This window comes from Paraburkholderia sp. EG286B (genome assembly GCF_040965655.1).
Lineage (GTDB): Bacteria > Pseudomonadota > Gammaproteobacteria > Burkholderiales > Burkholderiaceae > Paraburkholderia.
The window spans coordinates 227,306-249,400 of record NZ_JBFRCF010000012.1 but is presented as its reverse complement, the minus strand read 5'-3'; the positions used below and the strand labels follow the sequence as shown (position 1 = coordinate 249,400).

At 67.5% G+C, this 22,095-nt stretch carries 21 protein-coding genes; 17 read left to right on the top strand and 4 right to left on the bottom strand.

All coding sequences use genetic code 11. The features are described 5' to 3' along the window. Nucleotides 1-50: 50 nt before the first annotated feature. From AB4Y42_RS26030 to AB4Y42_RS26000, 7 genes are all read left to right on the top strand, one after another. The gene (locus AB4Y42_RS26030) at nucleotides 51-725 is read left to right on the top strand and encodes an ABC-type transport auxiliary lipoprotein family protein (protein WP_368695757.1); all 675 of its coding nucleotides are present in this window, start codon (nucleotides 51-53) and stop codon (nucleotides 723-725) included. Between the two features lie 70 nt (nucleotides 726-795). Further along, on the top strand, nucleotides 796-2,154 hold the full coding sequence (locus AB4Y42_RS26025; protein ID WP_368695756.1) for a VanZ family protein: 1,359 nt from the start codon (nucleotides 796-798) through the stop codon (nucleotides 2,152-2,154). 163 nt (nucleotides 2,155-2,317) lie between these two features. Further along, on the top strand, nucleotides 2,318-2,644 hold the full coding sequence (locus tag AB4Y42_RS26020) for a ferredoxin (protein ID WP_069265095.1): 327 nt from the start codon (nucleotides 2,318-2,320) through the stop codon (nucleotides 2,642-2,644). A 46-nt stretch (nucleotides 2,645-2,690) separates the two neighbouring features. Beyond that, nucleotides 2,691-3,323 carry an alpha/beta hydrolase gene (locus AB4Y42_RS26015; protein WP_368695755.1) on the top strand — a complete coding sequence of 211 codons (633 nt, stop codon included), beginning with the start codon at nucleotides 2,691-2,693 and terminating at the stop codon, nucleotides 3,321-3,323. A gap of 304 nt (nucleotides 3,324-3,627) precedes the next feature. Then, nucleotides 3,628-4,932 (top strand): D-alanyl-D-alanine carboxypeptidase family protein, encoded by a 1,305-nt coding sequence (locus AB4Y42_RS26010; RefSeq protein ID WP_368695754.1) that lies wholly within the window; start codon nucleotides 3,628-3,630, stop codon nucleotides 4,930-4,932. Next, the gene (locus tag AB4Y42_RS26005; RefSeq protein WP_368695753.1) at nucleotides 4,929-5,894 is read left to right on the top strand and encodes a D-amino acid aminotransferase; all 966 of its coding nucleotides are present in this window, start codon (nucleotides 4,929-4,931) and stop codon (nucleotides 5,892-5,894) included. The genes AB4Y42_RS26010 and AB4Y42_RS26005 overlap by 4 nt, the downstream gene beginning before the upstream one ends. Further along, nucleotides 5,891-6,184 carry a DUF493 family protein gene (locus tag AB4Y42_RS26000; RefSeq protein ID WP_368692523.1) on the top strand — a complete coding sequence of 98 codons (294 nt, stop codon included), beginning with the start codon at nucleotides 5,891-5,893 and terminating at the stop codon, nucleotides 6,182-6,184. The genes AB4Y42_RS26005 and AB4Y42_RS26000 overlap by 4 nt, the downstream gene beginning before the upstream one ends. 76 nt (nucleotides 6,185-6,260) lie before the next feature. Here the strand turns inward: AB4Y42_RS26000 and AB4Y42_RS25995 are convergent, their stop codons facing one another. Next, complete coding sequence (locus AB4Y42_RS25995) at nucleotides 6,261-7,238, bottom strand: transcriptional regulator GcvA (protein WP_368692524.1); 978 nt, start codon at nucleotides 7,236-7,238, stop codon at nucleotides 6,261-6,263. Between the two features lie 101 nt (nucleotides 7,239-7,339). On the opposite strand from AB4Y42_RS25995, the gene AB4Y42_RS25990 reads away from it, so the two are divergent. The 9 genes from AB4Y42_RS25990 to AB4Y42_RS25950 all read left to right on the top strand — a co-directional run bounded on the left by AB4Y42_RS25990 (nucleotide 7,340) and on the right by AB4Y42_RS25950 (nucleotide 17,881). Continuing rightward, nucleotides 7,340-7,666: a DUF2917 domain-containing protein gene (locus tag AB4Y42_RS25990; RefSeq protein ID WP_368692525.1), complete on the top strand. Its 327-nt coding sequence runs from the start codon at nucleotides 7,340-7,342 to the stop codon at nucleotides 7,664-7,666. 109 nt (nucleotides 7,667-7,775) lie between these two features. Next, nucleotides 7,776-8,690 (top strand): lipoyl(octanoyl) transferase LipB, encoded by a 915-nt coding sequence (lipB, locus tag AB4Y42_RS25985; RefSeq protein ID WP_368695752.1) that lies wholly within the window; start codon nucleotides 7,776-7,778, stop codon nucleotides 8,688-8,690. A 13-nt stretch (nucleotides 8,691-8,703) separates the two neighbouring features. Beyond that, complete coding sequence (lipA, locus tag AB4Y42_RS25980) at nucleotides 8,704-9,705, top strand: lipoyl synthase (protein ID WP_342949553.1); 1,002 nt, start codon at nucleotides 8,704-8,706, stop codon at nucleotides 9,703-9,705. Nucleotides 9,706-9,954: 249 nt separating this feature from the next. Next, nucleotides 9,955-11,007 (top strand): taurine ABC transporter substrate-binding protein, encoded by a 1,053-nt coding sequence (gene tauA, locus AB4Y42_RS25975; protein ID WP_368695751.1) that lies wholly within the window; start codon nucleotides 9,955-9,957, stop codon nucleotides 11,005-11,007. A gap of 16 nt (nucleotides 11,008-11,023) precedes the next feature. Beyond that, nucleotides 11,024-11,833, top strand: coding sequence for a taurine ABC transporter ATP-binding protein (locus AB4Y42_RS25970; RefSeq protein WP_368695750.1), 810 nt, complete (start codon nucleotides 11,024-11,026; stop codon nucleotides 11,831-11,833). Then, on the top strand, nucleotides 11,830-12,711 hold the full coding sequence (locus AB4Y42_RS25965) for an ABC transporter permease subunit (RefSeq protein WP_368695749.1): 882 nt from the start codon (nucleotides 11,830-11,832) through the stop codon (nucleotides 12,709-12,711). The genes AB4Y42_RS25970 and AB4Y42_RS25965 overlap by 4 nt, the downstream gene beginning before the upstream one ends. Nucleotides 12,712-13,054: 343 nt before the next feature. After that, a complete protein-coding gene (locus tag AB4Y42_RS25960) occupies nucleotides 13,055-14,341 on the top strand; it encodes a dicarboxylate/amino acid:cation symporter (protein WP_165822738.1) in 1,287 nt (428 codons plus the stop codon). 47 nt (nucleotides 14,342-14,388) lie between these two features. Continuing rightward, entirely contained in the window at nucleotides 14,389-16,473 is a 2,085-nt protein-coding gene (locus tag AB4Y42_RS25955) for an ATP-binding protein (RefSeq protein WP_368695748.1), read from the top strand. A gap of 58 nt (nucleotides 16,474-16,531) precedes the next feature. Further along, nucleotides 16,532-17,881, top strand: coding sequence for a sigma-54-dependent transcriptional regulator (locus AB4Y42_RS25950; protein WP_368692531.1), 1,350 nt, complete (start codon nucleotides 16,532-16,534; stop codon nucleotides 17,879-17,881). Nucleotides 17,882-17,952: 71 nt separating this feature from the next. Here AB4Y42_RS25950 and AB4Y42_RS25945 read toward each other — a convergent pair whose 3' ends face one another. Next, nucleotides 17,953-18,486 carry a TlpA disulfide reductase family protein gene (locus AB4Y42_RS25945; protein ID WP_368695747.1) on the bottom strand — a complete coding sequence of 178 codons (534 nt, stop codon included), beginning with the start codon at nucleotides 18,484-18,486 and terminating at the stop codon, nucleotides 17,953-17,955. A gap of 185 nt (nucleotides 18,487-18,671) precedes the next feature. Between AB4Y42_RS25945 and AB4Y42_RS25940 the strand changes: the two genes are divergently transcribed. Continuing rightward, complete coding sequence (locus tag AB4Y42_RS25940; RefSeq protein ID WP_368695746.1) at nucleotides 18,672-19,232, top strand: hypothetical protein; 561 nt, start codon at nucleotides 18,672-18,674, stop codon at nucleotides 19,230-19,232. 420 nt (nucleotides 19,233-19,652) lie between these two features. On the opposite strand, the gene AB4Y42_RS25935 is transcribed toward AB4Y42_RS25940, so the two are convergent. Continuing rightward, nucleotides 19,653-21,290: a YifB family Mg chelatase-like AAA ATPase gene (locus tag AB4Y42_RS25935; RefSeq protein WP_368695745.1), complete on the bottom strand. Its 1,638-nt coding sequence runs from the start codon at nucleotides 21,288-21,290 to the stop codon at nucleotides 19,653-19,655. A gap of 211 nt (nucleotides 21,291-21,501) precedes the next feature. After that, nucleotides 21,502-21,759: an accessory factor UbiK family protein gene (locus AB4Y42_RS25930; protein WP_028201802.1), complete on the bottom strand. Its 258-nt coding sequence runs from the start codon at nucleotides 21,757-21,759 to the stop codon at nucleotides 21,502-21,504. Nucleotides 21,760-22,095: the final 336 nt, after the last annotated feature.

The following is a 22,095-nucleotide window of genomic DNA, read 5'->3' as shown; positions in this document are numbered from 1 at the left end:
CGATGCAGTTTCGCGCGGCGCATGCGCCGCGCGCCAAAGAAGGAAACGCAATGTCACGCACATCACGCCTGCCACGATCGATGCAACGCGCCGCAACCGCCGGCTCAGCCTGGCTGGCGGCGCTCGCGCTCGGCGCGCTGCTCGCCGCCTGTGCGAGCAATCCGGCGATCAACGAGGCTCGCTACGACCTCGGGCTGCAATCGTCGCAGGAAGCGCCAGGCGCTCAGGCCGCCTCCGGGGCGCCTGGCGCGCCGCGTGCCAGGCCGCTCCTGAAGGTGCTGGCCGTGAGCGCGCCGCCGCCGCTCGATAACGACGGCATCCTCTACCGGATGAATTTCGACTCGCAGCGCACGGCGCGTTACGCGAACAGCCGCTGGACGATGTCGCCGGCGCGCCTGCTCACGGAACACCTGCGCACGTCGCTCGGCGCACACGCGACGGTGCTCGCGGGCGGCGACGCCGTGCAGGCGCCGATGCTCAAGGTCGAGCTGTACGAGTTCGAGCAGGTGTTCGAGAGCCCGACGCAAAGCGCGGGCGTGCTGGCGGCGCGCGCAACGCTCATGCAAGGCGGCAGGGTGCTGGCGCAGCGCTCGTTCGCCACGCGCGCGCCGGCGCCTACGCCGGACGCCGCGGGCGGCGTGCGTGCGCTGCAGGCGGCCAGCGACGATTTCGCCAATCAGGTGGGCGCGTGGCTGAGCACGCAGTCGTTCGCGGGCACGCCTTGAGGGGCATGGAGAGGCGTCGCGCGATCACAATGCGCGGCGTGACATTGGGGGGCAAGGGCGGGATAGCGGCATGATCGAAGCGGGACGGCTCCGGCTGCGCGCCCCGCACGGCGGGCGGCGCGGGATGGACGGCGACGAGGGTGGTCAAAGCGGTGGCCAGAGCAACGGCCAGGGCGCTGGCGACGAACGCGGTGCGATCGCCAGCGGCGACACGCCCGCGCCCGCGTCATCAGCGTCATCGCCAGCCGCCGCGCGCGAGTCGCTGCCGAGCCAGGCCTCGACGCTCTCGCGCCAGGCGCTCGCGCTCTACACGGCGCTGATCGTCTACGGCTCGTGGTATCCGTTCACCGGCTGGCGCTCGCTCGGCCTCAGTCCCTTCGCCTATCTCGGCGATCCGTGGCCGCGCTACTGGACGGTGTTCGACATCGTCACCAACGTGCTCGGCTACATGCCGTTCGGCGCGCTCGTCGTGCTCGCGGCGTGGCCGCGCTGGCGCGGCTGGCTCGCGGTGCTGCTCGCCGCCATTGCGGGCACGCTGCTCTCGGGCGTCATGGAGGCCGTGCAGACCTGGCTGCCCACGCGCGTTGCGTCCAACCTCGATCTCGCCTCGAATGCGCTCGGTGCCTTGCTCGGCGCGCTCGTGGCGGCGCCCGCCACCGGCGCGCTGCTCGAGCGCGGCTTCCTGCGCCGCCTGCGCTTTCGCTGGTTCGAGCGCGACGCGGCCGTGCTGATGGTGCTCGCGGGGCTTTGGCCGTTCGCGACGATGTACCCTACGCCGCGCCTCTTCGGCTTGGGCGAGTGGGCGCGCGCGCTCTGGCAGCGCCTCGACGGCTCGATGCAGGACGCCGTGCTCGCCTGGACGCCCGCCGCCTGGCATCTGCGCTCGCTGCCCGACATGCTCGCCGCGCGCTTGCCCGATAGCGGCTGGGAAGCGATCGTCACGACGCTGAACCTGTTCGGTGCGGCGGCGTTCGCGACGCTCCCCATGCGCTCGCGGGCGCCGCGCGCGCGGCTCGTCATCGCGCTGATCGCGGTGACGCTCGTCGTCAAGGTCGGCGCGACCTTTCTGCAGTCGCAAAGCGGGCTGATCTTCGACTGGGCGACGCCGGGGGCGCTCGCGGGCCTCGTGTGGGGCACGCTGCTCGCGTTGCTCGCCTTGCGCCTGCCGCGCGCCGTGCGCGCCGCAGCGGCGACGCTCGCGCTCGCGGTGGCCCTCGTGTTCGTGAACGTGCTGCCCGTGAACCCGTACTTCGACGTCGTGCTCGCGGACTGGCGGCAGGGCCGCTACCTGCACTTCAACGGCCTCGCGCGTTGGCTCGCCTGGACATGGCCCTGGGCCGCGCTCGCGTGGACGGCGTTCTCGCTCGAACGCGCGTGGCTCGTGCGGCGCGCGCGCCGCGCCGCGAAGCGCGCTCGCCAGGACCGGTGAGGGCGCGCGGCGCTGGCCTGAGCGTTCACGCCGCGCTCGTTATAATCGACCGGATCGCCGCGCTGCCACGCTCGCGCGCCACGCAATCTATTGCCGCCAAGGCGGGCCACACGCTTTCGGCAAGCCTGCGCTCCCTGCACGACACTCACCGGTGCCTCACGCCATGACCGATTCGTTCTACAAGTACCACGTCTTTTTCTGCCTGAACCAGCGCGACCCCGGCGCGGACCGCCCGAGCTGCGCGAATTGCAACGCCCAGGCCATGCAGGAATACGCGAAGAAGCGCGTGAAACAGCTGGGCCTCGCGGGCCCGGGCCAGGTGCGCATCAACAAGGCGGGCTGTCTCGACCGCTGCGAGGAGGGCCCGGCCGTCGTCGTGTATCCGGAAGGCACGTGGTACACGTATATCGACGAGAGCGACATCGACGAAATCGTCGTCTCGCATCTGCAGAACGGCCAGGTGGTCGAGCGCCTGAAGATCGATCGCTGATTGCCCCAATGCACGGCCAAACAGTACCCGTAAGGACTGCCGCACGATGAACGCCCAGATACAAAAATTCCAGATCGACGGTCCCGTCGGCAAGATCGAATGCGCGCTCGACGTGCCCGACGCCGGCACGACGCCGCGCGGCATTGCGCTCGTCGCGCATCCGCATCCGCTCTTTGGCGGCACGATGGACAACAAGGTTGCGCAAACGCTCGCGCGCACGCTGGTGCAGCTCGGCTACACGACCTACCGCTCGAACTTTCGCGGCGTGGGTGAAACGGCGGGCACGCACGACAACGGCATCGGCGAACAGGACGATCTGCTCGCACTCATCGCCTACATGCGCGCGCAACCGGGCCAGGCCGACGTGCCGCTCGTGCTCGCGGGCTTTTCGTTCGGCACCTTCGTGCTCTCGCACGTCGCGAAGCGCTATCTCGAAGCGGGCGGCGCGATCGAGCGCATGGTGTTCGTCGGCACGGCCGCGAGCCGCTGGGAAGTCGCGCCCGTGCGCGACGACACGCTCGTGATCCACGGCGAACTCGACGACACCGTGCCGATTCTCTCGGTGTACGAATGGGCGCGTCCGCAGGAATTGCCGATCGTCGTGATTCCGGGGGCAGAACATTTCCTGCACCGCAAGTTACATATCCTCAAGCGCATCATCGTCGAAGCGTGGCGCTGAAGCGTCGGCCCGCAGTTGGCCCCGCAGTCGGCCCCGCAGTCGGCCCCGCTGTTTCGGGGCCCGATGCAAGCCGTTCGTCACCACGCGTATGCCCGGCGAAATGCGTGAAAAATGCACGACAGGTATGCGCAAACGTGTGACTTAGCGAAAATTCGCCACGACGTGACGCGTATAATGTTCGCCAATTTTGTGCTTGCTGCGCCGCGACCGGCGCATGCACGGCACCCGCATTCCGGCTTTCACCGACCGTGCGCCGCATGGCGCGCTACGTTCATCCCGTCCCAATTCAGCCCGACCTGAACCTATGCGTTTTCTCTCCTCCGGCCAACCGTCTTCTTTCGTTCCTTCCTCCGTCGTTCGCAATGTCACGCTCGCAGCGCTGCTGCCCGCCACGCTCCTCGTGAGCGCGAGCGCGTTTGCCCGCACGCCCGCACCCGCCGGCGCGAAAGTGCAGGCACAGCCGCAGGCGCAGGTGTCTGCCGGCGCGGCTGCAGACCAGGTGCTTGGCGGCCTGCCGCCGCCCGCGGTGAACGCGCGCTCGTGGGTGCTCGTCGATGCAACGGCGAACCAGGTGCTCGCCTCCGGCAACGCCGATGAGCGCGTCGAGCCCGCATCGCTCACGAAGCTCATGACCGCGTACCTCGTGTTCGAGGCGCTGCAGACGAAGAAGATCTCGATGGACCAGATCATCGAGCCGAGCGAAGCCGTGCGCCGCGTGAAGAACGACGAGTCGCGCATGTTCATCGAAGCGAACAAGCCGGTCTCGGTGCATGACCTCGTGTACGGCATGATCGTGCAGTCGGGCAACGACGCGGCCATCGCGCTCGCCGAGCTCGTGGGCGGCAGCGAGGCGAACTTCACCAACATGATGAACGCCGAGGCGCAAAAGCTCGGCATGACGCACACGCATTTCGCCGACGTGAACGGCATGCCCGACCCGAATCACTACACGACGGCCGGCGACCTCGCCAGGCTCTCCGCGCGCCTGATCCGCGACTATCCCGAGTACTACGAAATCTTCTCGGTCAAGGAATTCAAGTACAACAACATCAAGCAGCCGAACCGCAACCGCCTGCTGTGGATCGACCCGACCGTCGACGGTCTGAAGACCGGCCACACCGAAGCTGCGGGTTACTGCCTGATCGCATCGGCCAAGCGTCCGATCGCGGGCGGCGCCTCCCGCCGTCTCGTTTCGGTGATGATGGGCGAGCCGAAGGAACACGACCGCGTGCAGGACAGCCTGAAGATGCTGAACTACGGCTATAGCGCGTACGACACCACGCGCATCTATCAGGCGAACCAGGCCGTGGCGACGCCGCGCGTCTACAAGGGCACGCTCGACGCCGTGAAGGTCGGCGTGCAGAAGGATCAGTTCGTCACGCTGCCCAAGGGCGCCGCCGACAAGGCCAGGCCGCAGGTCGAACTCAGCGGCCCGCTGATCGCGCCGCTCGCGGTCGGCCAGCAAGTCGGCTCGGCGAAGTTCGTGGGCGCGGACGGCAAGGTGCTCGCGCAGGTTCCGCTCGTCGCGCTCGAAGCCGTGCCGCAGGCCGGTGTCGTCGGCCGCGTGTGGGATTCGCTCATGCTCATGGTCAACAAGAAGAAGTCATGACGTCTGCTTCAGCGACCCAGGCGGGCGAGCCGCTCGTCTGGCTCAACGGCGAGATCACGCCGCTTGCCGAAGCACGCATTCCCGTGCTCGATCGAGGCTTCATCTTCGGCGACGGCATTTACGAAGTCGTGCCCGTCTATGCGCTCGCCGATGATGAAGGCACGGTGCGCGTGCCGTTTCGCATCGCGCAGCATCTGGCGCGTCTGAAGCGCTCGCTCGAGAAGGTCGGCATTGCGAACCCGTTCGACGAAGCGGGCTGGCGCGCACTCGTCGCGCGTCTGATCGAGGCGAACGAAGCGGCGGGCGCGCTCGCGCGCGATGCGCACGCCAACTTCTACGTGCAGGTGACGCGCGGCGTGGCGCCGCGCGGCCACGCCTTCCCGGCGGCGGCCACGCCCACCGTGTTCGCAATGGTCAATCCGCTCAAGCTGCCGGGCGTTGCGCAGCGCGAGCAAGGCGTGCGCTGTGTGACGGCGGAAGACAAGCGCTGGCTGAATTGCGACATCAAGTCGACCTCGCTGCTCGGCAACGTGCTGATGGCGCAGCACGCGGCGGAAAACGACGCGTTCGAAACGATCCAGCTGCGCGACGGCTGGCTCACCGAAGCGTCGTCGTCGAACGTGTGGATCGTGAAGGGCGGCGCGCTCTTTGCGCCGCCGCGCAGCAACCGCATTCTCGAAGGCATTCGCTACGGCCTGATCGAGGAGCTGGCCGGGGAATGCGGCGTGCGCTTCGAAGCGCGCGAGATCGCCGAAGCCGAGCTGCGCGAGGCGGACGAGATTCTCGTGACCTCGGCAACCAAGGAAGTGCTGGCGGTCGTCGCGCTCGACGGCAAGCCGGTAGGCGGCGGCAAGCCGGGCCCGGTCTACGCGGCACTTCACGCGGCGTACCAGCGCGCGAAGCAGCGCGAGGCGCAGGCATGGCGCGCATCAGCCGCCGAGCTACAGGAAGTGGAGAAATGAACGTGACACAACAGGCAAACCACCCCGCAGCGAAAGAATCGCTGATCGAATTCCCCTGCGACTTCCCGATCAAGGTGATGGGCAAGACGCATCCGGAATTCCAGGACACCATCGTGACGGTGCTGCGCGAATTCGACGGCGGCTTCGACGCCACCACCATCGAGACGCGTCCGTCGAGCGGCGGCAACTACACGGGCCTCACCGTGACGGTGCGCGCCACGAGCCAGGCGCATCTCGACGACATCTATCGCGCCCTCACCGGGCATCCGATGGTGAAGATCGTGCTGTAAGCGAGCAGAAGGCGTTCGCATGAAGAGGGCCGCAACGTGCGGCCCTTTTTGCATCCGGCGCCCACCCAGTGGGTCGTCAGGGCATGTCGCCCACGCGCGCGCGTTGCGCCGCGGCGGCCGCCGTCATCAGCGGACCGGCTTCGCACGCGTCCTCGTAGAGCCGCCGAAAGCGCGCGACCTCGTCAAACACCCAGTCGCGAAACGCCTGCACGCGCTCGGTCTGCATGCGTTGCGGCGGGCAGATGAAGTAGTAGCGCCACGGGCTCGGACCGTCGATGTCCTTGAAAAGGCGCACGAGGCGCCCGAGCGTGATCTCGTGCATGGCGAGCGAGCGGCGCACGAGCGCGATGCCCTGGCCGTCCATGGCCGCCTGAAGCAGGTTCGACGAATCCTGGTAGAGCACGCCGCGCTTCGGTTCCGGCAGGTCCTGGAGGCCCGCGGCGTCGAACCACGGCCGCCAGAGTTCGTCGTCCGAGCGCAGCAGCGGCAGCTTCGCGAGTTCGCACGGGTCGGTGGGCAGCTTGCCGCCGTTGAAATCGGGTGAGCAGGCGGGAAAGAAGATCTCGTCGAGCAGCAGCTCGGCGTGCAGTCCCGGATAGTGTCCGTAGCCGAAGCGGATGGCGACATCGACGTCGTCGCGCGCGAAGTCGGTGAGCGAATTCGTCGATTGCAGTTCGACGTCCCACTGCGGATGCGCCTCGATGAAGCGGCCGATGCGCGGCGTGACCCAGCGCGCCGCGAACGACGACAGCATCGAGACCACGAGCCGCCGGTCGCGGTCGCCGGCGCGGATCTCCTGGGTGGCGTGCGCGAGCTGGCTGAGCGCGTCGCGCACCTGGCCGGCGTAGCGGCGGCCGGTGTCGGTGACGCGCACGCGTTTGCCGTCGCGGGCGAAGAGCGCCACGCCGAGTTCCGCTTCGAGCGCGCGGATCTGGTGGCTCACGGCGCCGTGCGTGACGAAGAGTTCGTCGGCGGCGCGCGAGAAGCTCTCGTGGCGGGCGGCGGCTTCGAAGGCCTTGAGCGCATTCAGCGCGGGTAGCTGACGCAGATCCATATCGTATTTTTTCTCACATAGCCGTGAAAATTGATCGTTTTGCTCGATCCCTTATGGTGTCTACGATTGTAGCTATCGGAGCAGGTCATTCGGAGTCGGAAATGAGAGAAATTTCTTCGGATATCACGTTTGAAGTGGCGGCCGACCAAACGGCCTCGGTGCGCGTCACGCGCAGCACGCGGCTGACCGTCAAGTGCGGCACCGTCTGGGTCACGCGCAGCGACGACACCGCCGACTACTGGCTCGAGCCCGGCCACACGCTGCGGCTGCGGCGCGGCGAGCGCCTGTGGATCGGCGCGGAAGGCGGCGCGGCTGCGTGGGTGGGCTTCGCGGCGCCGGCGCGCCTCGGTGAGCGCGTGGTCGATCTGGCCGCGCGCGCCGCACAACGCGCAGGCGTTCACATCGGCGACGGCTGGCGCACGGTTTGACCTGACGGCTAGCAAGTCAAAGGCGGCGGCGAAGGGAGCCCACCCATCGCCGCCGTTATCCGCAGCATGCCCGGCGCGCTCGTCCCGAATTCGGTAAACTCCCGAAATCATGTGCGCCACCCCGGTTTCACCCTCGCAAATTCCTTCCGACCCCGGCGCGGCCGCGGTCGCGTCTCAAACGGCAAGTTCGCCCATCGTCGTGCGCTGGCGCGGCAACGAGGCTTATCAAGCAAGCTTCGACGCCATGCGCGAGTTCACGGCCGCCCGTGACGCCAGTACGCCCGACGAAATCTGGCTCGTCGAGCATCCGCCCGTGTTCACGCTCGGCCAGGCCGGCAAGCCCGAGCACCTGCTCGTGGCGAACAGCGGCATCCCGCTCGTACAGATCGATCGCGGCGGGCAGATCACGTATCACGGGCCGGGCCAGGTGGTGGCCTACCTGCTGCTCGACCTGCGGCGCCGCAAGCTGATGGTGCGCGAGCTCGTCACGCTCATCGAGGACGCCGTGATCGAAACACTGGCGGCGTATAATCTCGCGGGCGAGCGCAAGCCCGGCGCGCCCGGCATTTACGTGCCAGAAGGCGCCAGCGGTGCGAGCGCTTTGCATGTGGGCGCCAAGGTCGCCGCGCTCGGCCTGAAGATCCGCAACGGCTGCAGCTATCACGGCGTGAGCCTGAACGTGTCGATGGATCTGAGCCCATTTCTCGCGATCAACCCGTGTGGATACGCAGGTCTCGAAACCGTCGATATGGCGACGCTCGGCGTTCAGGCAAACTGGCGCGACGTAGCCGGCACGCTGGCGGCGCAGCTCGAGGCGCATCTCACGGCGCACGCAGCAATACTTCCGACGGTAGCCGAAGCGGCTGCCACAGACCCTTCAGCCGAAGCGGCCGTGATGAACCCGGCCGCAGACGCGGCTGAAAAGGAAGCGGCCGCTTACGCGGCCGCGATGGACCCGGCCGAAGCGGCCATATCAGGCGGGCAACCGCCGCAACCGCAGGCTGACGTCGCACCGGCGGCCTGACTGGATCGAAAGCATGACTGACGTAACCGCGAACCCCGCCGCAAACTCCGCTGGCACGAGCGCCGACGCCGTTGCCTACGACGCCACCGCAAAACAGAAGGCGCAGGCCAAGACCTCGCGCATTCCGATCAAGGTCATTCCCATCGAGAAGCTCAAGAAGCCCGAGTGGATCCGCGTGAAGGCGGCCACGGGCAACTCGCGCTTCTACGAAATCAAGAACATCCTGCGCGAGCACAACCTGCACACGGTGTGCGAGGAAGCGAGCTGCCCGAACATCGGCGAATGCTTCGGCAAGGGCACCGCGACGTTCATGATCATGGGCGACAAGTGCACGCGCCGCTGCCCGTTCTGCGACGTGGGCCACGGCCGCCCCGATCCGCTCGATCCGGACGAACCGGCCAACCTCGCGCGCACCATCGGCGCGCTCAAACTTAAGTACGTCGTGATCACAAGCGTGGACCGCGACGACCTGCGTGACGGCGGCGCCGGCCACTTCGTGGAGTGCATCCGCCAGGTGCGCGAGCAGTCGCCCGAAACGCGCATCGAGATTCTCACGCCGGACTTCCGAGGCCGTCTGGATCGCGCGCTGCAGATCCTCAACGCCGCGCCGCCGGACGTGATGAACCACAATCTCGAAACGGTGCCGCGCCTCTACAAGGAAGCGCGCCCGGGTTCGGACTACGCGCACTCGCTCAAGCTGCTGAAGGACTTCAAGGCGCTGCATCCCGAAGTCGCGACGAAGTCGGGCCTGATGGTGGGCCTCGGCGAAACCGAAGAGGAAATTCTTCAGGTGATGCGCGACCTGCGCGCGCACGATGTCGACATGCTGACGATCGGCCAGTATCTTCAGCCTTCGGAGCACCACCTGCCGGTGCGTTCGTACGTGCATCCCGACACCTTCAAGATGTACGAGGAAGAGGCGTACAAGATGGGCTTCACGCACGCGGCCGTTGGCGCGATGGTGCGTTCGAGCTATCACGCCGATCTGCAGGCGCATGGGGCAGGGGTGGTTTAAACATCCCCCGCTTTCTCGCAAGCACGCAATCGAAAAGCCCGCTGAAAAGCGGGCTTTTTGCTTTTTTGCATCGCGCTGCGCTCGAACAGCGCGACACACCCATCGATTCCAGCGCCATCCATCTCAACGCGAAAAGCAATGCTCCAGCAGCGCCATTAGCTAACGCGGATAAGTTAGAACCGCCCGCCGCCAGACTCCCTATAGTCGGAACCTTCATTCACTCGAACGTCGTTCCGCCGGAGTCTCTCGATGAACCCTCGCGCCATCCCTGCATTCGCACGCCGCCCGCACATCGCCGCCGTCGCATTCGCCGCCGCCTGCCTCGCCAGCGCGTTTGGCGTGCCGCGCGCGCACGCCGAAACGCGCGAGGTCGTGATCGCGTATCAGGACATGGTGGTGCCGTGGCGCTACGCGCAGGCGACGGGCGAGGTCGAGAAGGAAACGGGCTACAAGGTCACCTACCGCAAGCTCGCGAGCGGCGCCGACGTGATCCGCGCGCTCGCCTCGGGCTCGGTGCAGCTCGGCGAGGCCGGTTCGAGCCCGATCGCGGCGGGCCTCTCGCAGGGCGTGGATCTCTCGCTGTTCTGGATTCTCGACAACATCAACGACGCCGAAGCGCTCGTCGCGCGCGACGGTGCGGGCGTGACGAGCATCGCGGGTCTGAAGGGCAAGACGATCGGCGTGCCGTATGTGTCGACCTCGCACTTTCACGCGCTCGTCGCGCTGCAGAACGCGGGCGTGAATCCCGCCGACGTGAAGATCGTCAACCTGCGTCCGCCCGAGGTCGCGGCCGCCTGGCAGCGCGGCAACATCGACGCGACTTACATCTGGGACCCCGTGCTCGCGCAGGTGAAGAAGAACGGCAAGGTGCTGGTGACTTCGGGCCAGGTAGCGAAGGCCACGGGCAAGGCGACCTTCGACGGCTTCGTGGTCGACCGCAAGTTTGCCAGGGACAACGGCGATTTCGTCGCGAAGTTCGTGAAGGTGCTGGCTGCCGCCGACGCCGATTACAGCGCGCATCGCACGGCATGGAACGCGGCCTCGCCGCAGGTGCTCGCCGTGGCGAAGGAGTCTGGCGCGAATGCCGCCGAAGTGCCCGCGAGCCTCGCGCTCTACGCGTTCCCCACGCCCGCCGAGCAGGCCTCGAAGGTTTGGCTGGGCGGTGGCGCGCAGTCGGGGGCGGCGCAGTCGCTGCTCGCCACGGCCGCCTTCCTCAAGGAGCAGGGCACGATCCAGAACGTGCTGCCCGACTACTCGGTAGGCGTCGATCCGCAGTACGTGCAGCGCGCCGCTGCGCATTGAACGCAAGGAGCTACGCATGAGCGCGCTCGCGATCCGTGATCTCACCGTCATCTACGAAGGCGCGCGGCGTGACGCGGCGCCGAACGTCGCGCTCGCCAACGTGAACCTCGACGTGGCGAGCGGCGAGTTCGTCGTGGCGCTCGGCGCTTCGGGCTGTGGCAAGACCACGCTGCTCAACTGCATCGCGGGCTTCATCGAGCCGGCGCTTGGCGAGGTGCGCGTGAACGGTGCGCGCGTGGAGGGGCCGGGCGCGGAGCGCGGCGTGGTATTCCAGAAGCACGCGCTCCTGCCGTGGCTCGACGTGCTGGATAACGTCGCGCTCGGCTTGCGCTTTCGGCGCGTGCCGAAGGCGCAGCGCGAGCGCATCGCGCGCGAGAATCTCGCGCTCGTGGGCCTGGAGCGCCAGGCGCGTGAACGCGTGTATGCGCTCTCGGGCGGCATGCAGCAGCGTGTGGGCATTGCGCGCGCGCTCGCAAGCGATCCGCAGATCCTGCTGATGGACGAGCCGATGGGCGCCCTCGACGCCATGACGCGCGAGCAGGTCCAGACGCTCGTGCTCGACGTCTGGGCGCGCACGCAGAAGACGGTGTTCTTCATCACGCACAGCGTGGAGGAGGCACTCTTTCTGGCGACGCGCATCGTCGTCATGACGCCGGGGCCGGGCCGCATCGAGCGCGAGTACGAGGTGCCATTCGCGCGCCAGTTTCTCGCCACGCGTGACGCGCGCGCCGTGAAGTCGTCGCCGGAATTCATCGCGTGGCGCGAGCGGTTGGTGGATTTGCTGCACGCGGACGCCGGCGCGCACGCACACGAGGAGCCGGTATGAGCGTGCCGCACGAATCGTTGAGAGAGGTCGCGCTGAAGGCACGCCGCGTCGATGCACCCGCCGCGCGCGAGGCGCAACCGGCGCGCTCGAAAGTCTGGCGCATGCCCGGCGAGGGCCCCACCGCTGCGCTGAGCGCGGCCTCGGTGGCGGCGCTCGCGCTGCTCTGGTGGCTCGCGACGCACCTGCACTGGCTGCCGCCGCTCTTCCTGCCGACGCCCGAAGCCGTCTGGCAAGCTTTCACCGATGCGCTGCACGGCCGCATCCAGGGCGGCCTGCCGCTCTCCGAGCATCTGTTCTGGAGCGCGCTGCGCGTATTCGGCGCGTTCCTGCTGGCGGTGGTGACGGCCGTGCCCGTCGGCATTCTGATGGGCGTGTCGCGCGTCGCGCGCGGCCTGCTCGATCCGCCGCTCGAGTTCTACCGGCCGCTGCCGCCGCTCGCCTATCTGCCGCTCGTGGTGATCTGGTTCGGCATCGACGAGACGGCCAAGATCGTCGTGATCTGGCTCGCCTGTTTCGCGCCCATCGCCATGGCCGCGCGCGCCGGCGCGAAGAGCGCGAGCGTCGAGCAGATCCGCGCGGCGGCGTCGCTGGGCGGCGGCTTCGCGCAGATCGTGCGCTTCGTCGTGCTGCCGGCCGCCCTGCCGGAGATCCTCACAGGCCTGCGCATCGCCATCGGCTTCGGCTGGACCACGCTCGTGGCCGCCGAGATGGTCGCCGCCACGGCGGGCTTGGGCCAGATGGTGCTCAACGCGTCGAGCTTCCTGCGCACCGACGTCGTGGTGATGGGCATCGTGCTGATCGGGCTGATTGCCTGGGGCTTTGATCTGGGCATGCGTGCGCTCGAGAAGCGGCTCGTGCCGTGGAAGGGACGCGGCTAAGGCGGCTGCCGTCTTTCTGGAAATCCAAACACCCAAAGGGCGCGATTCTGGAAAACCAGATTCGCGCCTTTGTTCGCTGGATAAAAGTCCTTATAAATCAATGCTGTGAGCGATTGCGCTAGCTGGCATTCTCCTTGCAATTAAGAACGCGCGGCCACCCCGGCCGCGACAAAAAAACAGCAGCTATGCATGGGGCCGGAGTAAGCGCTAAAGCGCTAACACCGGTCGCAAGGAGACAGCCGATGTCCGATCCCATCTTCCGGTTTCGCTGATCCCCAGTTTCGACCTGTCGCGGCCCGAACTCGCTTCGTTCGGCCATTGGCTTAACTCATTTGCAGGAACCATCGTGAAGAAACCTCTCCACAAAGTCCTCTATTTCCAGGTGATCGTGGCGATCGTCATCGGCGTGATTCTCGGCCACTACTGGCCTGCGATCGGCATCGACATGAAGCCGTTCGGCGACGCCTTCATCAAGCTCATCAAGATGGTGATCGGGCCGATCATCTTCTGTACCGTCGTGACCGGCATCGCCGGCATGGAGGACATGAAGAAGGTGGGCCGCGTGGGCGGCAAGGCGCTGCTCTACTTCGAAATCGTCTCGACCTTCGCGCTCGTGCTCGGCCTGATCGCCACGCACGTGCTGAAGCCGGGTGCGGGCTTCAACGTCGACGTCCATTCGCTCGACGCCAAGGCCGTGGCCAGCTTCGCCGAAAAGGCCCATGGCCAGAGCAGCGTCGACTTCCTGATGCACATCATTCCGGACACGATCACCTCGGCGTTCGCGCAGGGCGAAATCCTCCAGATCCTGCTCATCGCGCTGCTGTTCGGCGCCGTGCTCACGCAACTGGGCGAGCGCGGCCGCGTGGTGACCGAGTTCATCGACAGCATCTCGGGCGTGCTGTTCGGCGTCGTGAAGATCGTCACGAAGCTCGCACCGATCGGCGCGTTCGGTGCGATGGCGTTCACCATCGGCAAGTACGGCGTGGGCTCGCTGATCCCGATGCTCAAGCTCATCGGCACGTTCTACCTCACGTCGATCGTGTTCGTGCTCGTCGTGCTCGGCGCGATCGCGCGCTTCACGGGCTTCTCGATCATCCGCTTCGTTTCCTACATCAAGGAAGAGCTGCTGATCGTGCTCGGCACGAGCTCGTCGGAATCGGCGCTGCCACAACTGATGCAGAAGCTCGAGCGCCTTGGCTGCTCGCGCTCGGTCGTCGGCCTCGTGGTGCCGACCGGCTACTCGTTCAACCTCGACGGCACCAACATCTACATGACGATGGCGGTGCTCTTCATCGCCCAGGCGACCAACACCGACCTCACGTGGACACAGCAGCTCACGCTGCTCGCGGTGACGATGCTCACCTCGAAGGGCGCGAGCGGCGTGACCGGCGCGGGCTTCATCACGCTGGCGGCCACGCTCGCCGTGGTGCCGACCATTCCGCTCTCGGGCATGGTGCTGATCCTCGGCATCGACCGCTTCATGAGCGAGTGCCGTGCGCTGACCAACATCGTCGGCAACGGCGTGGCGACGGTCGTGGTCTCGGCATGGGAAAAGGAGCTCGACCGCAACAAGCTGCGCGCCGTGCTCTCCGGCGAAGTCGAAGAAATGAAGGAAAGCGCAGGCGCATAAGCCGCGCTGGGCGGGCGCGCGCAAGCCGCAAGGCGCGCCGCCCGCCGATGTCTGTTCTCTCGATGTTTCGCGGCGATGGCCGCTGGGCGGCGCAAGCGTTTCCCCTGCGCGAGCGCCGTCCGTTTTTGTTTTCCCGTCTGACCTGGCGGCAGTCTGGCCGGGTGGGCCCGAAGCGCGCTGTCCGACCCGGACGCCCCGGCGCGGCCGTGTGCCACAATCTCCCTCATCCCCTCGACCGTCTGGAAGCCGCTCACGTGACGCGCCGCCTCATCATCCTCTTCGCGCTCGCAGCCGGCCTCGTCGCGGTCTGCGCGCTGACGTGGGCGCTCACGTGGCAGGCCGGCATCGACGCGCTGCGCCGCAACGCCGCCGTGCGCGGCGATCGCACCGCGGCTTCGCTCAAGAGCACGCTGGAGCGCTACGATTCACTGCCCTATATCGTCGGCGAGCATCCGCTCGTGCAGGACGTGCTGGTCGAACAGCGACCCGAGTGGGTGGCCGCCGCCAACCGCTATCTCGAAGACGTGAACCGCCACGCGCGCGCCACGACGACCTACATCATCCGCGCCGACGGTATGAGCATCGCGGCCAGCAACTGGCGCGACCCCGATAGCTTCGTGGGCGCGGATTACCGCTTCCGGCCGTATTTCATCGACGCGATGAACGGCCGCGTGGGGCGCTTCTTCGGCATCGGCACGATCTCGCACGATCCGGGCTACTACGTGTCGCAGCCCGTGCGGCGCGACGGCAAGATCGTCGGCGTGGCCGTGGTGAAGCTCAATCTCGAATGGTTTCCGGGCACCGATGCCTCGGAGCCGCTGCTCGTCACCGACGACCACGGCGTGATCTTTCTCTCCTCGGTGCCCGCGTGGAAGTACCGCACGGTGCGCCCGCTGCCGCCGGCCGTGGTGGCCTCGATCGATGCCACGCGCCAGTATGCGAGCGAGCCGATCGCGCCGCTGCCGACGAGCGTCGAACGCGTATTGCAGGGCGGCGCCGACATCGTGCGCATGGGCGCGGGCATCCGCGCGCCGCGCTACCTGGAAACGCGCCGCTCGCTCGTCGAGCCCGACTGGCATCTCGTCACCATGTCGTCGATCGACCCTGTGCTCGAAGCCTCGCGCAACGCGACCATCATGACGGGCTTCGGCTACGTTTCGCTGTGCCTGTTCGGCTTCTACTGGCGCATGCGGCGCGCCCGCGTGAGGGAAGTGATGCGCAGCCGCGCGATGCTGCAAAAGGCCTACGCGATGCTCAACGAACGCGTGGCCGAGCGCACCGCCGATCTCTCGCAGGCCAACGAGCGCCTGCAGCGCGAGGTGGCGGAGCGCACGCGCGCCGAGGCGGAACTGCGCGCGACCCAGGACGAGTTGATCCAGGCGAGCAAGCTCGCCGCACTCGGCCAGATGGCGGCGGGCATCACGCACGAACTGAACCAGCCGCTCGCGGCGCTGCGCAGCTTCTCGGACAACACGCGCGTGTTTCTGGAGCGCGGCCAGTACGCGGCGGCGACCGAAAACCTCGAGGCGATCGGCTCGCTCACCGAGCGCATGGGCAAGATCGTCAATCAGCTCAAGCTGTTCGTCGGACGTGCGCGGCCCAGGAGCGCGCGCGCGCCGGTCGCCCGCGCGCTGCGCAACTCGCTCGCGCTGCTCGGCAAGCGGCTCGACGGCGTGCGCGTCGATCTCACGTTGACGGAAGACGGCGCGCCGACCGTGCCGCTCGACGTGGACGCCGGGTACCCGGACCTGAGCGCGCAGAGCGACGACCTGCGGCTCGAGCAGGTGCTCATCAACGTGCTCGGCAATGCGCTCGACGCCGTGGCGGGCCTGCCGTCGCCGCGCATCGCGATCGACGTGCAGGCGAGCGCCGCGACGCTCGCCATCGCGGTGAGCGACAATGGGCCGGGCATTCCCGAAGAGGTGCTGCCGCGCCTCTTCGAGCCGTTTTTCACGACGAAGGAAATGGGGCAGGGGCTTGGCCTCGGACTCGCGATCTCCTCGTCGATCGCACGCGACTGCGGCGGCTCGCTCACGGCGAGCAACGTGCCGGAGGGCGGCGCACGCTTCGTGCTGACGTTGCGCCGCGCGCGTGCGGATGCCGCGAGCGCGGCGCGTGCCGCCGGGTTGTGACGCTGGGTTGTGACGCTGGGTTGTGTGGCTGGCTTTTGAATCAGGATGACGAACGAACATGGTGAACACCACGCCCGGCCGGGTGCTCTACGTAGAGGATGACGAACTCGTGCGCCGCGCGGGCGTGCAAAGCCTGCAGCTCGCGGGCTTCGACGCCGCCGGTTTCGCCAACGCGGAAGGCGCGCTGCCGCTCGTCGATGCCGACTTCGCGGGCGTCGTGGTGAGCGATATCCGCCTGCCGGGCATGAGCGGGCTCGATCTGCTCGCCCAATGCCACGAGCGCGCCCCCGAGGTGCCGATCATCCTCGTGACGGGCCATGGCGATATCTCGATGGCCGTGCAGGCCATGCGCGACGGCGCCTACGACTTCATCGAGAAGCCGTTCGCCTCCGAGCGCCTCATCGAAACGGTGCGGCGCGCGCTGGAGCGGCGCCTGCTCGTGCTCGAAAACCTCGCGCTGCGCCGCGAACTGGCGGGGCATGACACGCTCGCGCCGCGCATCATCGGCAAGAGCCCGGCGATCGAACAGGTGCGCAAGCTCATCGCGAACGTCGCGCCGACGGACGCCTCGGTGATCATCAACGGCGACACCGGCGCGGGCAAAGAGCTGATCGCGCGCAGCCTGCACGAGCTTTCGCCGCGCCACGACAAACCATTCGTCGCCGTGAACTGCGGCGCGCTGCCCGAGCCGATGTTCGAATCGGAGATGTTCGGCTACGAGGCGGGCGCGTTCACGGGCGCAGCCAAGCGCCGGATCGGCAAGCTCGAGCACGCGAGCGGCGGCACGCTCTTTCTCGACGAGATCGAGAGCATGCCGCTCTCGCTGCAGGTGAAGCTGCTGCGCGTGCTGCAGGACGGCGTGCTGGAGCGCCTCGGCTCGAACCAGCCGGTGCGCGCCGACTTGCGCGTGGTCGCGGCGGCCAAGGGCGACATGAGCGAGCACGTCGCGGCGGGGACCTTCCGGCGCGACCTGCTGTACCGGCTGAACGTCGTGACGATCGCGCTGCCGCCGCTGGCCGAGCGCCGCGAGGACATCGTGCCGCTCTTCGAACACTTCCTGCTCGACGCGGCGGTGCGCTACCAGCGTCCCGCGCCGCTGCTCACCGAGCGCGACCGCATGCGGCTCGCGCAGCGCGACTGGCCGGGCAACGTGCGCGAGCTGCGCAATGCGGCGGACCGGCGGGTCCTCGGGATTCCCGACGATCTGACGGCCGGCGCGGCGGCCGGCGAGGACGACGCGTTGCCGCTCAAGGAGCGCGTGGAGCAGTACGAGCGCGCGCTGATCGCCGACGCCCTGCAGCAGAGCAACGGTGCGGTCGCCCAGGCCGCCGAGCGGCTGCAGATGGCGAAAGCGACGTTGTACGAGAAGATTCGCCGCTATGGGCTGGTGGCGCGCGGCGAGGCGTGAAGCGGCACAAGGAGGCATAAAAAAAGCAGCGGGATATCCGCTGCTTTTTTATTGGCTACGCGAATCGCGTATCAGGTCGACAGCGCCTTCTGCAGCAACTGGTCGAGTTCGGCGAACTGCGGCTCGCCCACGTAGCGCTTGAGGATCTTGCCGTCGCGGCCGATCACGAAGGTGGTGGGCGTGAGCTGGACGTTGCCGAACTGCTTTGCCGCCGAACCATCGTCCATTGCCACCTTGAACGGCAGCTGGCGCGTCTGCGCGTAATTGGCGACGTACATCGGCGCGTCGTAGTTCATCGCCACCGCGACGAACTCGAGACCTTCACCCTTGAAGCGGTTATAGGTCTGGACCATCTTCGGCATTTCCGCCATGCAGGTGGTGCAGCTCGTCGCCCAGAAGTTGACGAGATAGACCTTGCCCTTTAGGTCGTGCGTGGAGACCTTCTGGCCGGACAGCAGCGTGAAGGTCGCGTCGGGCACGCGCTGCTGGCTGCCGAAGAACGCGAAGTAGCCGGCCACGGCGATCGCGACGACGACCACCGCCGCGCCAATGCGCATGAGTGCGCCGGAACGCTTGTTCGAGGAATTCGGGGATGCAGCGGTCATGAGCCTTGCCTCGTGCGCCAAAGGACGCGGGTGTTGAGCGCAAATATTGTAGCGCCGAATTTCCCGGCATAGCGGTTGCGAGACAACATCGGGGTATGCGCCGACGGATAATGTCGCGCACCTTTCACTTCCGTGACGAACCGCGCCCCATGGTCCTGGACATCCTTCGCCGTGCCCGACTCCCGTTGAATCTACCGATCCGCGCTTTCGTTCCGGCCCGCGTGGCGGCGCTGGGCGTACTTGCCGCCGCGTTCGCGCTGGCCGCCTGCTCGCCCACTTACGACTGGCGCACGATTTCGAACGACGCGAGCGGCTACACGATCGATCTGCCGGCCAAGCCCGACAAGGACGAGCGCAGTATCGACGTGAACGGCACACCGATGCGCATGCGCGTGCAGACGGCCGAAGTCGCCGGCGACGTGTTCGTGGTCGGCGCGCTCGATCTGCCCGACGCGCAGCCCGCGACGCAGCAAAAGGCGCTCGACTTCCTGCGCGCGGGCCTCGCGCGCAACGTGGGCGCGCCGGCCGAGGCACACGCGGTGGCGGTGCCGCTTGCGACGGGCGGCTCCATCGAGGGCGTGGAGATGCGCATGGCCGGCAAGGCGGGCGCCAACGGCGAAGCGCGCACGATCCACGCGCGGCTCGTCGCCAAGGGCGCGCGGGCCTACCAGGTGGCGATCGTCGGGCGCAGCGAGCCGCCGATCGAGCAGATCGACCAGTTCTTCGGATCTTTCAAGCTGTACTGAGTTTTGGGACTCCGCAGTACGCCTCGCGCCGCCATGTTTCGCTCACGCAGCGGCGGGCGTTTGCGCGACGAAGTGAAGGTTGCGCTGCAGGTAAACACGCTAATTAACGGATTTGATTGAGGGTTTACTGGTTACCCACAGGAGCTGTGGGTAACTTTGTGGAAAACAGCGCGCCGTTGGCCGGAAAGGGCCGTCCTGTGGGCTTTCTGTTAGTTTTGGCCGCTTTTCTGTAAATCCAGAAGGGTAGAAGAATCAATGGGTTACCAAAATGCCCCCGGCGTAATGCGAACCATGCACAGAACCGGGGTCAACACGACGAAATGTGCATAAGTCAAGTCTTGACTTCGACTTATTGGCGCTATTCACATTCCCCGCAGCGCAAAGCGGCGGCATTTTCCGGCGAAATGGCGCTGTGCATGGCTATCGCTCGGCAAACACACGCCGGTACTGCACGGCCTCCGCCACGTGCGCGGCTTCGGGCATCGCGGCGCCCGCGAGATCGGCGATCGTGCGCGCGACCTTGAGCACCCGGTAGTGCGCGCGCGCCGACCAGCCGAAGCGCTCGCCCGCTTCGCGCAGCAGCGCTTCTCCGGCGGCGTCCGGCTGGCAGACTGCATCGGTTTCGCGGCCGGTCAATGCGCGATTGGTTTTACCCTGGCGCGCCAGCTGGCGTTCGCGCGCCGCCTGCACGCGCGCGGCGATCGCGGCGCTCGGTTCGGCGTTCGCGCTCGCGCGGGCGGCCAGTTCGGCGGGCGGCAGCGCCGGAATCTCGATCTGGATGTCGATGCGGTCCAGCAGCGGCCCCGACAGCTTGCGCAAATAGCGCGCGGCGCTTTCGGGCGTGCAGCGGCAGCGCCCGGCGGGGTCGCCGCGCCAGCCGCACGGGCAGGGATTCATCGCGGCGACGAGCTGACACGCGGCCGGAAAGTCGGTCTGCCAGGCGGCGCGCGAAATCGTGATCGCGCCCACCTCGAGTGGTTCGCGCAGGGTCTCGAGCACGTGGCGATCGAACTCGGGGAGCTCATCCAGAAATAGCACCCCTAAATGGGCGAGCGTGATCTCGCCCGGCTGCGGCGGATTGCGCCCGCCGATCAGCGCGGCCGCACTCGACGAATGATGCGGCGCGCGAAACGGCCGCTTGCGCCACTGCTGCGGCGTGAAGCCGACTGCGCTGGCGGAGAGCAGGGCGGCGGAGGCGAGCGCCTCGTCGTCCGTCATCGGCGGCAGGAGCCCGGGCAGGCGCGCGGCGAGCATCGACTTGCCGGCGCCCGGCGGCCCCACCATCAGCAGATGGTGGCCGCCGGCCGCCGCGACTTCGAGCGCGCGGCGCGCGCCGCGCTGGCCGACCACGTCGGCCATGTCGGGTGGCGCGGCGGCCGGTGCGGCGTCGAGGGCGCTCGCGCGCACGGGGGCGAGGCGCGCTTCGGGATCGGCGCCCGCAAGGTGGGCACACAGGGAGCGCAGATCTGCCGCGCCGTACACCGCGACATCGGGCACGAGCGCCGCTTCGGCGGCGTTCTGCGCAGGGAGATAAAGCTCGGGCATGCGCGAGCGCGTGGCTTCGCCGGTCTCAGCATCAGGAATCCGAAGGATGTCGCTCGCGACAATGGTCTGAAGGCTGGAGGCTACCGCTTCGTCGACACGCGCTACGCGCTCCCTATGCGCGCGTGCCGTGCCACATGCCATGGCGAACGCGCCGCGCATGGGCCGCACGGCGCCGGTGAGCGAAAGCTCGCCCGCGAACTCCCGGTGCGCGAGCGCCGCAACCGGAAGCTGCCCGCTCGCCGCGAGAATGCCGAGCGCGATCGGCAGATCGAAGCGGCCGGATTCCTTGGGCAGATCGGCGGGCGCGAGATTGACGGTGATGCGCCTCACCGGGAAATCGAAGCCGCAGTTCGAGAGCGCGGCGCGCACGCGCTCGCGGCTTTCGCGCACTTCGAGGTCGGGCAGCCCGACGATGGAAAACGACGGCAGCCCGTTGGCGAGATGAACTTCGACAGTGACTTCGGGCGCGCGGCCAGCAGCCGGCGCGCGGCTGCGCACCACGGCAAGCGACATGGGATTCTCCGGAAGGCTCGCGTGCGGGGAGTGGCGCGCGTGGTACGAAGCTTTGGTCCGGGCTTCGTACATGTTTCGCGCGCCGTGCATGCGCCAGGCTGGTGAGGCGTCTGCCCCTTTACGGTTCCATTGCGATCACGCTACGGATCGCTTGCGGCGGTGCGGCATGGGGGCTGCACTCGATTGCGCACAGGAGTGCGCAAGGAATTGATCAGGAGGACTGGCTGGTCACCGGCAGCTTCTGCTCGAGCTCGGCGACGCGGCGCTCGAGTTCTTCGAGACGCTGGCGCGTGCGCACGAGCACCTGCGTTTGCGCATCGAATTCCTCGCGCGTGACGAGGTCCAGCTTCGAAAAGCCTTGCGACAACATTGCGCGAACATTGCGTTCGACATCGCGCGCCGGCGAGTTCTTGAGCAGATCGCTCACGCGCGACTGCAGATCATTGAATACGTCGTTAGGTTGCTTCATTCGATTCCCCTTCGCTGCACAAAAAATGTGCAAGTTTTGTTTCGCATGTGCCCCGCGACGGACAGTGATCGATCTTGGTGCGAACTCGCAGGGCCACGGCCAGGTGTGCGCGCAAGTGGTGCGCACCGCAGGCCCGTGTGCTTCGCGCTGTGGCGCGGCGGCCATTTCCAGCCGCCATGCGGCGCCCAGCGCGGCAGCGATGCCTGAGAACACTGTAGCAACGTTCCCCCCGCCACGCCACCGCGCGCGTGCCACGCTGGCCGTTCGGCCAGGGCCTTGCACCGCGCGCCTCAAGGCGCGGACCGCATTGTCCACGGCTTTGAGCGCGCTTGCATC